Source organism: Burkholderia sp. E168m23 (assembly GCF_016586125.1).
In the GTDB taxonomy this organism is placed as follows: Bacteria; Pseudomonadota; Gammaproteobacteria; order Burkholderiales; family Burkholderiaceae; genus Burkholderia; species Burkholderia orbicola.
In genome coordinates this window covers 1-11,679 of sequence record NZ_BCPP01000108.1, presented here as the reverse complement: position 1 = coordinate 11,679, position 11,679 = coordinate 1, and the positions used below count along the sequence as shown (strand labels likewise).

At 68.6% G+C, this 11,679-nt stretch carries 13 protein-coding genes, 1 other RNA gene, 1 pseudogene and 1 riboswitch; of the genes and pseudogenes, 8 read left to right on the top strand and 7 right to left on the bottom strand.

Translation table 11 applies throughout. The annotated features are described in order from the left end of the window. Both JMF90_RS08565 and JMF90_RS08560 read left to right on the top strand, forming a co-directional pair. Positions 1-274, top strand: a pseudogene (locus JMF90_RS08565) (threonine-phosphate decarboxylase); the annotation flags it as partial. After that, complete coding sequence (locus tag JMF90_RS08560; RefSeq protein WP_011545969.1) at positions 271-1,188, top strand: cobalamin-binding protein; 918 nt, start codon at positions 271-273, stop codon at positions 1,186-1,188. The pseudogene JMF90_RS08565 and the gene JMF90_RS08560, both read left to right, overlap by 4 nt. A 111-nt stretch (positions 1,189-1,299) precedes the next feature. On the opposite strand, the gene cobC is transcribed toward JMF90_RS08560, so the two are convergent. The 5 genes from cobC to JMF90_RS08535 all read right to left on the bottom strand — a co-directional run bounded on the left by cobC (position 1,300) and on the right by JMF90_RS08535 (position 5,682). Then, complete coding sequence (cobC, locus tag JMF90_RS08555) at positions 1,300-1,884, bottom strand: alpha-ribazole phosphatase (protein WP_011545970.1); 585 nt, start codon at positions 1,882-1,884, stop codon at positions 1,300-1,302. Further along, positions 1,869-2,621, bottom strand: a complete 753-nt coding sequence (locus JMF90_RS08550) for an adenosylcobinamide-GDP ribazoletransferase (protein ID WP_011545971.1) — start codon at positions 2,619-2,621, stop codon at positions 1,869-1,871. Before JMF90_RS08550 ends, cobC begins: the two co-directional genes overlap by 16 nt. A 13-nt stretch (positions 2,622-2,634) precedes the next feature. Next, complete coding sequence (gene cobT / locus JMF90_RS08545) at positions 2,635-3,690, bottom strand: nicotinate-nucleotide--dimethylbenzimidazole phosphoribosyltransferase (RefSeq protein WP_011694361.1); 1,056 nt, start codon at positions 3,688-3,690, stop codon at positions 2,635-2,637. A 61-nt stretch (positions 3,691-3,751) separates the two neighbouring features. Further along, complete coding sequence (locus tag JMF90_RS08540; RefSeq protein WP_011545973.1) at positions 3,752-4,570, bottom strand: ABC transporter ATP-binding protein; 819 nt, start codon at positions 4,568-4,570, stop codon at positions 3,752-3,754. Next, positions 4,567-5,682, bottom strand: a complete 1,116-nt coding sequence (locus JMF90_RS08535; RefSeq protein ID WP_011545974.1) for an iron ABC transporter permease — start codon at positions 5,680-5,682, stop codon at positions 4,567-4,569. The genes JMF90_RS08540 and JMF90_RS08535 overlap by 4 nt, the downstream gene beginning before the upstream one ends. Before the next feature lie 41 nt (positions 5,683-5,723). Then, positions 5,724-5,973, bottom strand: a riboswitch (cobalamin riboswitch). 154 nt (positions 5,974-6,127) lie between these two features. Between JMF90_RS08535 and JMF90_RS08530 the strand changes: the two genes are divergently transcribed. The 5 genes from JMF90_RS08530 to JMF90_RS08510 all read left to right on the top strand — a co-directional run bounded on the left by JMF90_RS08530 (position 6,128) and on the right by JMF90_RS08510 (position 8,505). Then, positions 6,128-6,478, top strand: a complete 351-nt coding sequence (locus JMF90_RS08530; protein WP_006478092.1) for an ATPase — start codon at positions 6,128-6,130, stop codon at positions 6,476-6,478. Then, positions 6,475-6,789, top strand: coding sequence for a cell division protein ZapA (locus JMF90_RS08525; RefSeq protein WP_006478091.1), 315 nt, complete (start codon positions 6,475-6,477; stop codon positions 6,787-6,789). Before JMF90_RS08530 ends, JMF90_RS08525 begins: the two co-directional genes overlap by 4 nt. Positions 6,790-6,870: 81 nt before the next feature. After that, positions 6,871-7,052: non-coding RNA, 6S RNA (ssrS, locus tag JMF90_RS08520), on the top strand. Between the two features lie 70 nt (positions 7,053-7,122). Continuing rightward, positions 7,123-7,584 carry an EVE domain-containing protein gene (locus JMF90_RS08515; RefSeq protein ID WP_006478090.1) on the top strand — a complete coding sequence of 154 codons (462 nt, stop codon included), beginning with the start codon at positions 7,123-7,125 and terminating at the stop codon, positions 7,582-7,584. 180 nt (positions 7,585-7,764) lie between these two features. Next, complete coding sequence (locus JMF90_RS08510; protein ID WP_011545975.1) at positions 7,765-8,505, top strand: SIMPL domain-containing protein; 741 nt, start codon at positions 7,765-7,767, stop codon at positions 8,503-8,505. A gap of 149 nt (positions 8,506-8,654) precedes the next feature. Here JMF90_RS08510 and lgt read toward each other — a convergent pair whose 3' ends face one another. Then, positions 8,655-9,545 carry a prolipoprotein diacylglyceryl transferase gene (gene lgt, locus JMF90_RS08505; protein WP_011545976.1) on the bottom strand — a complete coding sequence of 297 codons (891 nt, stop codon included), beginning with the start codon at positions 9,543-9,545 and terminating at the stop codon, positions 8,655-8,657. 89 nt (positions 9,546-9,634) lie between these two features. Next, a complete protein-coding gene (locus JMF90_RS08500) occupies positions 9,635-10,549 on the bottom strand; it encodes a LysR substrate-binding domain-containing protein (RefSeq protein WP_006478087.1) in 915 nt (304 codons plus the stop codon). Positions 10,550-10,685: 136 nt separating this feature from the next. On the opposite strand from JMF90_RS08500, the gene JMF90_RS08495 reads away from it, so the two are divergent. Beyond that, positions 10,686-11,679, top strand: a 994-nt coding sequence (locus JMF90_RS08495; protein WP_201325042.1) for a dihydroxy-acid dehydratase, incomplete at its 3' end; no start/stop codon positions are given.

Genomic DNA, 11,679 nt, shown 5'->3' with positions numbered 1-11,679 from the left:
TGCCGCCCGTGAGCGGCTCGCGGCCGACGGCGAACGATTGGCCGCGCTGCTGCGTGCGCACGGCTTCGCGGTTCGCGCGACGCCGCTCTTCAGCTGGAGCGACGACCCGCGCGCCGCGGCGCTGCATGCCGCGCTCGCGGCACGCGGAATCTGGACGCGGCACTTCCCGGCGCCGTCGAGCGTACGCATCGGCCTGCCGGCGAGCGAAGCCGAATGGCAGCGCCTCGGCGACGCGCTCGCGCATTGCGTGCCGCTGCTGAAGGCATCCGCATGAGCGCCCCCATGTTCCGCCGGCTCGCGCCGGCCGCGCTGCTGGCCGCGCTCGCTCACGCACCGCTCGTCCACGCCGACGTCACGACCCGCGACGACGCCGGCAACACGGTCACGTTACCCGCGCCTGCCCAGCGCGTAATCAGCCTCGCGCCGCACGCGACCGAGCTCGTCTATGCGGCCGGCGGCGGCGCGAAGCTCGTCGGCACCGTCACGTACAGCGACTATCCGGCCGCCGCGCAAGCGGTGCCACGCGTCGGCGACAACAAGGCGCTCGATCTCGAACGCATCGCCGCGCTGAAGCCCGACCTGATCGTCGTGTGGCGGCACGGCAACGCCGAGCGGCAGACCGACGCGCTGCGCGCGCTGCACATTCCGCTGTTCTTCAGCGAACCGAAGCATCTCGACGACGTGTCGTCGTCGTTGCGCCGGCTCGGCACGCTGCTCGGCACGCAACCGACTGCCGATGCCGCCGCGGCCGCCTTTACCCGAGACATCGCGACACTGCGCGCACGCTACGCGGCACGCCCGCCCGTCACGATGTTCTTCCAGGTGTGGGACCGCCCGCTGACGACGCTCAACGGCACGCATCTGATCAACGAAGTGTTCGAACTCTGCGGCGGCCGCAACGTATTCGCGTCGCTCAAGCCGCTCGCGCCGACCGTGACCGACGAGGCCGTGCTCGCGGCGAATCCGGAAGCGATCGTGACGACGAGTGCCGGCGCGACCCGTTCGAACGAACCGCTGCCGAGCCTCGCGCGCTGGCGTGCGTGGCCCGCGCTGACGGCCGTGGCGCGCAACAACCTGTTCGCGATCGACGGCGATCTGCTGACGCGGCCATCGCCGCGGATCGCGCAGGGTGCGGCCGCGCTGTGCGAGGATCTGGATGCCGCGCGTGCGCGGCGGCCGGTGCGCTGATTTCCCGCGCAGCGGCTCGCGCGTTCATCGCGCATCGGTGCCGGATGCGTCCGGCGGCCGAGCGCAGATCGATCCGTGTGCCGCGTCGTTCGCTTGCAGACGCAAGTGCACCTATGCGTCCCAGTGCACGACTTCCCATGTGCGCGTGTCGTCGTCCGTGCGCAGCCACACGACCCCGCCGGTCGGCACCGGCCGCGACAGCAGCGTATCGAGCGGCACGCGCAACACATGCGACGCGAATGCGCGGATCACGCCCGCATGCGTGACGACCCATTGCGGCCCGTCGAATGCCGCAAGCGCATCGGCCCGCCGCGCAACCCGCGCGACGAATCGCGCGACGCTTTCTCCGCCGTGCGCGCACGCATGCATCAGGTCGGCCGCCCATGCATCGAGCGCCGCGCGGTCGATATCGTCCCAGCGCTGCATTTCCCACGCACCGAAATCCATTTCCTGCCAGTCGGCATCGCGCCGCAACGGCACGTCGAAAGCCCGCGCGAGCCGTTCGGCAATCGATGCGCAGCGCGTCAGCGGGCTCGTCCAGACCTGCTCGGGTAACGGCGCACCGAGTTCCGCCAGATGCGCACGCACGGCCTGCGCACCGCCATCGGTCGAATCGGCGAGCGGCACGTCGCTGCGCCCGTAGCAGACGCCCGGCTCGATGCCGACGGCCGGATGGCGGATCAGGACGATGTCCATCCGAGCACCACGAGATAGATCGTCAGTTCGCCCAGTTGCTGCGTGAAGCCGAGACAGTCGCCCGTATAACCGCCGATCCGCTTCACGAAATAGCGGGCCAGCCACGCGCGCACGAGCATGAGCGCCACGCACGCGGCAACGCCCATGCGCCAGTCCGGCCAGAACAGCCACGGCAATCCGAACCCCGCCGCGACGCACGCCGCGCGTGCGCCCATCCGCTGCGCAACCGGCTTCGCCTTGCCTTCGGGCCGCACGTAGTCGAGCGACATCAGCAGGCTCACGGCCATCGCGCGGCTCGCCGCATGCGCGGCGATCATCGTCCATGCGGCGCGCAGCGGCAGCATCGCCGCCAGCGCCTGCCATTTCAGGCCGAGCGCGATCACGAGCGCGACCGCGCCGAACGTGCCGATCCGCGAATCGTGCATGATGCGCAGCACGTCGTCGCGCGTGTAACCGCCGCCGAACGCATCGCAGCTGTCGGCGAGGCCGTCTTCGTGGAAAGCGCCGGTCGCGAGCAGCGTCGCGGCCATCGACAGCCCGACCGCGATCGACGCGGGCAGCACGCGCAGTGCGACGAGATAGACGAGCGCGCCCCATGCGCCGACGCAGGCGCCGACGAGCGGGAAATAGCGCGCGGCCTGGTCGAGATCGCCGGCCGCGTAGCCGATCGAGCGCGGCACGGGCACGCGCGTGAAATAGCCGAGCGCGACGAAGAAGTAGCGCAGTTCGGCCCACATGCCGCGCGCGCGCTCAGGCGTCACGATTGTCGACGCCGGCGGACTCGAAGCTCGCCATCTCGCTGAGGAACGCGGCCGCCGCGCGCACCAGCGGCAGCGCGAGCGCTGCGCCCGTGCCTTCGCCGAGCCGCAGGTCGAGCGCGAGCAGCGGTTTCGCGCCGAAATGCTCGAGCATGCGCCGGTGCCCGGCCTCGTGCGACGTATGCGAGAACACGCAGTAGTCGCGCACGCCGGGCGCGATGCGCTCGGCGACGAGCAGCGCGGCGGTCGCGATGAAGCCGTCGACGAGGATCGTCATCCGCTCGCTCGCGGCCGCGAGGTACGCGCCCGTCATCATCGCGATCTCGAAGCCGCCGAACGTCGCGAGCACGTCGAGCGGCGCGATCGCATGCGAGTGCTTGACGAGCGCGCGGCCGAGCACCGCGCGCTTGTGCGCGAGACCCTGGTCGTCGAGGCCCGTGCCGCGGCCGACGCAGGCGTCGATCGGCACGTCGAGCAGGCGGCTCATCAGGCACGCGGCCGACGACGTGTTCGCGATCCCCATCTCGCCGAAACCGATCACGTTCGTGCCGAGCGACGCGTGCAGGCGTACCCGCGCCGCGCCGGCGGCCAGCGCCGTCATCGCTTCTTCACGGGTCATCGCCGGCTCCGTCGCGAAGTTGCGCGTGCCGCGCGCGACCGGCAGCGACACCAGCCGGTCCGATACCGGCAGCGGCGATACGACGCCCGCATCGACGATCTCGAGCGTGCTCTGTGCGACACCCGAGAACGCATTGATCGCCGCACCGCCGGCCAGGAAGTTCGCGACCATCTGCGCAGTCACCGCCTGCGGATAAGGACTGACGCCTTCGGCCGCGATTCCGTGATCGCCCGCGAACACGATCGTCACCGGACGCTGCACGACCGGCCGCTCGCTTAGCTGGATCAGGCCGATCTGCAGCGCGAGCGCCTCGAGCTGGCCGAGACTGCCGGGCGGCTTGGTCTTGTGGTCGATCACATGTTGGAGGCGCTTGCGCAGCGCGTCGTCGAGCGGCGCGATCGCGGGCGGGAATGGGGTGGGAGTCGTCATCGAGGAGCCGGGTCGTGGGCGCGGCATGCGCCGCGCATCGGAAAAATCGGAACAGGAAAGGTCATTGTCGCGCAGGCCACGCCGGCAGCAGCGCATCGCGGCCGTTCTCGCGGATCAGCACGAGCGGATAGCCGAACGCGTCGCTCGCGCGCTCGGGCGTCAACACGTCGTGCACGAGGCCGGCCGACGCATGGCCACGGCCGTCGAGCAATAGCGCATGCGTCGCGAAGCGCCGCGCGAGATTCAGGTCGTGACACGAAAACAATATCGTGCGCGGGGCTGCCGCGAGCCAGGCGGCCAGCGCAGTGAGGCAATCGATCTGGTGATGCAGGTCGAGATGCGCGAGCGGTTCGTCGAGCAGCATCAGCGGCGCATCCTGACACAGCGTCGCGGCCAGCGCGACCCGCTGCCGCTCGCCGCCCGACAGCGACATCACGTCGCGCGACGCGAGCGGGCTCAGGTCGAACGTCGCGAGTGCAGCGCGCGCGGCCGTGCGGTCGTCGTCGCGCTCCCAGCCCCAGCCGCCGAGATACGGAAAGCGGTTGAGCAGCACCGTGTCGAACACGGTCGCGCTGAACGCATCGTGCAATTGCTGCGGCATCAGCGCGCGGCGCCGCGCGAGTGGCTCGGGGCGCCACGCGGCAAGCGGCCGGCCGTCGATCTCGACGTGTCCGCCGGCCGGCGGCTGCAATCCCGCGAGCGTGGCGAGCAGCGTCGTCTTGCCCGCACCGTTCGGCCCGGCGACGCACCAGATCTCGCCGGGGCGGAACGCCTGCGTGAAGCGGTCGAGCAACGTGCGCGCGCCGGCCTTCAGCGTCAGGTCGACGGCCCTGTAGTGCAGGTCGCCGGCGGCGGCGTTCAGTGCCGCGGTGCCCGTCATCGCATCGGCCTCCTCAGCAACATCCACAGGAACACCGGCACGCCGATCAACGCGGTCATCACGCCGACCGGCAATTGCGCGGGCGCGATCGCGGTACGCGCGAGCAGGTCGGCCGCCATCACGCCGCCCCCGCCCGCGAGCATCGCGGCCGGCAGCAGCATCCGCTGGTCGTTGCCGAATGCGAGCCGCAACGCATGCGGCACGACGAGGCCGACGAAGCCGATCGTCCCGGCCGTCGTCACGGCAGCCGCGGCGGCCAGCGACGCGACGAGATAGATCCGCACGCGCAGGCGCGCGACCGGCACGCCGAGCGCCTGCGCGGTCGCGTCGCCGCGCAGCAGCACGTTCAGTTGCGGCGCGACCGGCAGCGCGACGCCTGCGCTCAGCAGCAGCGCGCCCCACGCGAACCATGGCGCCGTCGCGCCGTTCAGGTCGCCCGTCAGCCAGAAGATGACGCCGCGCAGCCGCGCGTCGGGCGCGAGCGACAGCAACAGCGTGACGAGCGCGCCCCACCCCGCCGCGATCACGACGCCGGTGAGCAGCAGCCGCGGCGACGCGTCGCGCGAGTCGCCCCGCCACAGCTCGCGCCGCGCGAGACCGAGCACCAGCGCGACCGATACGAGCGAACCGGCGAACGCGGATGCGTCGACGAGCCACCATGCGCCGCCCGCGATCATCGCGACGAGCGCGAAGCCGGCCGCGCCGCCGGACACACCCAGCACGTACGGCTCGGCGAGCGGATTGCGCAGCAGCACCTGCAACAACGCGCCGGCCAGCGCGAGCAGCGCGCCGCACGCGAAACCCGCGAGCGCGCGCGGCAGGCGCAGCGTCCGGACGATGTCGGCAAACAGGGTGTCGCCGCCGTGCGGCACGAGGGATGCGAGCGCCTGCCACGGCGACATCGGCACGCTGCCGATCGACAGCGACGCGACGAACAGCAGCGCGACCAACGCGGCCAGCGCGGCCCAGATGACGGTGGCGCGTGCGGCGCTCATGCCGCGCACGGCCGCGCGCACGACGCGCGGCGCATCCGCTTGCGGCAGCCGGCCGGGCGCGACAGGGGCGCGTGGCGGACGATTGGGGTCGGCATCGAAGAACGTTCCGTGAAACATTGCGCGCCCTGCTTCCCCGCAGGTCGCGCGTCATGAAGCCCGTGCGGGCTCCCCGTCTCGGCCGGTATCCGGGCTGGCGGCGGTCCGGCTCGCCTTCCCGCGCGATGACGCGCAGTGGCCCGCGCCCGCCTGCGACCTGCACGCGAAACGCGCCCGAGCCGGCCTGCGTCACACGACGCGGCCGCTTACCGTTGCGGGGGCAGCGCAGGTTGGCACGCTCGTGGAGCCCGCACCCTGCTTCCCGTTTAACCGCGCGTCCTGCGCGCGAGCACCGAGGCGGCGCCAGTTTAGGAGGCGGTCGCGCGAGCGTCAAGGAAGCGTCCGGCGCGGCGCGGGACACGCCTATTCGCGGCAAGAAGCCGGGGTGTTACGACTGGAAACGTTACAGATGTCGGATTGCGCGTTATTCCGCGCTAAAATGCTGGGTCTTTAGAGGACGCAGCAAATGCTCAACGAACTCGAAACCCTATCTCAAAATATTGGCCGTCTGATTTCGCTGAACAAGCGCTATCACTCGGAACGGCTCGCGCTCGAGGAGCAGGTCGCGCAATTGCGCGCGGAAGCGGACACGGTCCGCGCGGAACTCGCGCAGCTGCGCGACGAACGCAATGCGCTCGCGGCCGAGCGCGACACGCTGTCGGCGAAGATCGACGACGCCCAGGTGAAACTGAACGCGATTCTCGAAAAGCTGCCGCGCTCGAAGAGCGCGGAGCAAGCCGACAACCAGCTCGACCTGCTCGATGCGCAGGCGCGCACGGATGGCGATGACGCGGCCAGCCACGGAGAACATGCATGAGCACCAAGCAGATCGAAGTCTCGATTCTCGGTCAGCCCTATCGGCTCGCCTGTTCGGCCGAGACCGAAGCGGCGCTGCTCGAAGCGGTCGCACGCGTCGACGCCGAAATGTCGAAAATCCGCTCGAACAGCTCGGTGCGCGGCACCGATCGCATCGCGGTGATGGCGGCGCTGTCCCTCGCATCGGAATTGCTGCGACTGCAAACGAGCGTGCGGCACGGTGAAGCATTTCCGGCCGAGGAAATCCGTCGTACAATGCACCAGATGAACGAACAGCTCGGCGCGGTACTCGCACAGCACGAGACGCAGTAACGTTTCAAACGATACGTCGATTCCGCTTGATCTCGACGATCAACGGTGGTCAAATTGGCGCATCGAAACACAGTTCAGTCAGCTTCCCTGCCTGGTTCGCCAAGGTCATATATTCCTTGAACCAATGCCATGTGCACGGTTGCGGAAATTTGTAGCACGGGCGCGCGCGTCACTCTGTCTGATGTACCCGAAGTGCTGCTAACTGCGACCAATTCTGAACCTCAGGTTCAGGATGCCGGCCTAGCGGCCAAGGCGGGGGCCTATCCAACGGCATCGGGCAACGCCCGGTGCCGTTTTCTTTTGTAGCAGCCTCTTTCTGCGTCGATCACGACCATGCAATACTGGCTGATGAAGTCCGAACCGGACGAAGCGAGCATCGACGATCTCGCCAACGCACCGCAGCGCTCGCTGCCGTGGACCGGCGTGCGCAACTATCAGGCGCGCAATTTCATGCGCGACACGATGAAGATCGGCGACGGCGTGCTGTTCTATCACTCCAGTTGCCCCGAGCCGGGCATCGCGGGCCTCGCCGAAGTATCGTCGACGCCCTACCCCGATCCCACGCAGTTCGATCCGAAAAGCCCCTATTACGACCCGAAATCGACGCAGGAAGCGCCACGCTGGCTGCTCGTCGACGTGCGCTTCGTGAAGAAGTCGCCGCTCGTGCCGCTCGCCGCGCTGCGCGAACACGACGAGCTCGCCGACATGCGCGTGCTCGCGCGCGGCAACCGGCTGTCGATCACGCCCGTCACGCGGGCGGAATGGCGATTCATCACCGAAAAGTTGATGAAGTAGGCGCGCGCCAAACGTCAAATCCGGTCAGTACGCGTTGCCGTAACGGAACTCGCGAAGCATTCGCGCAGCCTAAGCAACCGCTGTCGGCCAATCGGGCCGGCTGTCGTTTTTTCGTCGCGCGGTACGCCCGCGTCGCGCACGCGTGATCCGCGTGCGCGCCCTCGCACAAGGAGTCCAACAATGACCAAGAAATCCGCACTCGCGCTGTCGCTCGCCCTCGCCGCCGCCGTTCCCGTCGCGCTGACGCTCGCGTCGCCCGCCGCGCACGCGCAGGCGGCGAATCCGCACTTTCCGGAGCCGGCGGGCGTGCTGTCGCTTTCGTCGCAGGCCAGTGCCGACGTGCCGCAGGACATCATCCACATCACGCTGTTCTACGAGCAGCAGGCCAAGGACCCGGGCAGCCTCACCGCGCAGTTGAACCAGCGCGCGGATGCGGCGCTGTCGCAGGCGAAGGGCGTGTCGGGCGTCACCGCGCACACGGGCGCGTTCTCCGTGTATCCGAGCACCGATCGCGACGGCAAGATCTCCGCATGGCGCGGCCGCACCGAGGTCGCGCTCGAATCGCGCGATTTCGCCGCGGCGTCGAAGCTGGCGGGCCAGTTGTCGAACCTGATGCAGGTCGCGAACGTCGAATTCTCGCTGTCGCCGGAAGCACAGCGCACGGCCGAGCAGAAGCTCACGACCGAAGCGATCAAGTCGTTCCGCGCCCGCGCGGACGAAGCCGCGAAGGCGTTCGGCTACAGCAGCTACACGATCCGCGACGTGAACGTCGGCAGCGGCCGCAACGTGCAGCCGTACCCGCGCATGATGGCGATGGCCGCGGCGCCGATGGACAGCGCGAAGATGAGCGCGCCGATCGCGGTCGAAGGCGGCAAGGCCACCGTGTCGGTCACCGTCAACGGCTCGGTGCAGATGAAGTAACGCACATCGCGCAGTCGTCGGAAACGAAAAACGCCGGCCCGAGGGCCGGCGTTTTCATGTGCATCGGGGTGACCGATGCGCGTGCCAGGCGCACGTGCATCGCTACTGCGTCATGCGGCCACCTCATGCAGCCACTTCATGTAGTCACTTCAAGCAGCCGCATTCGCCGCGCGACGCCGATACGCCCAGACCATCATCGCGATACCGGCGAGGATCATCGGCAACGACAGCCACTGCCCCATCGACAGGCCGAGTGCGAGCAGGCCGAGGAAGTCGTCGGGCTCGCGCGCGAACTCGACCGTGAAACGTGCGAGGCCATAACCGATCAGGAACAGCGCGGATATCGCGCCCATCGGCCGCGGCTTGCGCGCGAACAGGAACAGCACGAAGAACAGCGCGATACCTTCGAGCGCGATTTCATAGAGCTGCGAAGGATGGCGCGGCAGCATCTGGTATTGCATGAACACGTCGGCGAGATGCCACTTCTCGACGAGTTCCGGATGTTTCGGCAGCCACGCCGCATCGTCGCGCATCGCGCCCGGGAACAGCATCGCCCACGGCGCCGTCGGATCGGTCACGCGGCCCCACAGTTCGCCGTTGATGAAGTTGCCGAGCCGCCCGGCCGCGAGCCCCAACGGCACCATCGGCGCGACGAAATCGGTGACCTGCAGCCAGTGGCGCTTGCGCTGCCACGCGAACAGCATCATCGCGAGCGTCACGCCGAGGAAGCCGCCGTGAAACGACATGCCGCCTTCCCACACCTTGAACACGTCGAGCGGATGCGAGAAATAGAAATCGGCCTTGTAGAACAGCACGTAGCCGAGCCGGCCGCCGAGCACGGTGCCGAGCACGCCGTAGAACATCATGTCGTCGATGTCCTTCGCGGTCCAGCCCTGCGCCGCGACGTACGGCAGCTTCAGGCGGATCCGGCCGACGACGATTGCCGCGATGAAGCCGACGAGATACATGAGGCCATACCAGCGCACGGCCAGCGGCCCGAGATGGATCGCAACGGGGTCGAAATTCGGGTGAATGATCATGGGTTAGCGAAGAAGTTTTCGAATACGGTACGGCCGTCGCACATGTGCGGCACCGCGCGTTGGACGGGGCGCGCACGCCATCGTTCACGTCACGCGGCAAGACCTTGCGCGCGCACGACGTCGATGAAGCCGGCGAGCACGGGGCTCACGTCGCCGGTGCGCCACACGAGGCCCGTCTCGACGACCGGCGCAGGGCCGGCGAGCGGCCGGTAGACCACGCCGGTGCGCCGCAGGTTACGCAGCGATTGCGGCACCAGTGCGACGCCCATGCCGGCCGACACGAGGCTGACGATCGTCTGCATCTGGATCGCCTCCTGGCCGATGTGGGGGGTTTCCCCCGCCGCGCCGTAGCAGCCCGTAATGATGTCATAAAAGCCGGGCGCCAAACGACGCGGGAAGATCACGAGCGGCAACGCGGCAACCTCGGCGAGCTGCACGGGCGCGTCCTCCGGCGCATCGGATGCCCCGGCCGGCATCGCGACCACCAGCGGTTCGCGCACCACCGGCAGGTACGACAGCCCGGCCGCGTGTCGCGGCGGCACGGGTGGAATCACGAGCCCGGCATCGATGCGCCCGGCGACGAGTTCGTCGATCTGCACGTCGCTCGTCGCTTCCGCAAGTTGCAGCCGCACCTGCGGATAGCGCGCGCCGAACGCACGCAGCAACGACGGCAAGAGCCCGTAGTCGGCGGTCGACACGAACGCGAGCGACAGCGAGCCGGCCTCGCCGCGTGCGAGCCGCCGCGCGAGCGGCGGCAGCGCGTCGGCCGACGCCAGCAGCCGGCGCACGTCCGGCAGCAGCGCCGCGCCGACCGCCGTCAGCGCCACCGAGCGCTTGGTGCGCACGAACAGCGCGACCCCCAGCGCGTCCTCCAGCGCGCGAATCGCCTGCGACAGCGGCGGCTGCGTCATCGACAGGCGCTCGGCCGCGCGGCCGAAATGGCGCTCGTCGGCGACGGTGACGAAATAGCGCCACTGGCGCAGGTCGGGGGTGGGATCGGCCATGCTCGACTCATTCGTAAAACGACTTAATAAGCGACAAATAATATATTGGACATCCGATAACTGAAACTCCATGCTTGGTTGATCCACCCGGCGCACCGGTCGCGCCGGCGTCGCCAAAACAACGATGGAGCTCCCCATGTCGTACAACCGCCGCTCTAAAAACATCACGCAAGGCGTGGCCCGTTCGCCAAACCGGTCGATGTATTACGCCCTCGGCTACCAGAAGGACGATTTCGACAAGCCGATGGTCGGCGTCGCGAACGGCCACTCGACGATCACGCCGTGCAATTCCGGCCTGCAGCGCCTGTCGGACGCGGCCGTGGATGCCGTGAAGGCGGCCGGCGCGAACCCGCAGATCTTCGGCACGCCGACGATTTCGGACGGCATGTCGATGGGCACCGAAGGGATGAAGTACTCGCTCGTGTCGCGCGAAGTGATCGCCGACTGCATCGAGACCTGCGTGCAGGGCCAGTGGATGGACGGCGTGGTGGTGGTCGGCGGCTGCGACAAGAACATGCCCGGCGGCATGATCGCGCTCGCACGCCTGAACGTGCCGGGCATCTACGTGTACGGCGGCACGATCCGCCCGGGCAACTGGAAGGGCCGCGACCTGACGATCGTGTCGTCGTTCGAGGCCGTCGGCGAATTCACCGCGGGCCGGATGTCGCAGGAAGACTTCGAAGGCGTCGAGAAGAATGCGTGCCCGACGTCGGGTTCGTGCGGCGGCATGTACACCGCGAACACGATGAGTTCGTCGTTCGAGGCGCTCGGGATGTCGCTGCTGTATTCGTCGACGATGGCGAACCCCGACCAGGAAAAAGTCGATTCGGCCGCCGAATCGGCACGCGTGCTGGTCGAGGCGGTGAAGCGCGACCTGAAGCCGCGCGACATCATCACGAAGGAATCCATCGAGAACGCGGTGTCGGTGATCATGGCCACCGGCGGCTCGACCAATGCGGTGCTGCACTATCTCGCGATCGCGCACGCGGCCGAAGTCGACTGGACGATCGACGACTTCGAGCGCATTCGCAAGCGCGTGCCGGTGATCTGCGACCTGAAGCCGTCGGGACAATACGTCGCGACCGACCTACACCGGGCCGGCGGGATTCCGCAGGTGCTGAAGATCCTGC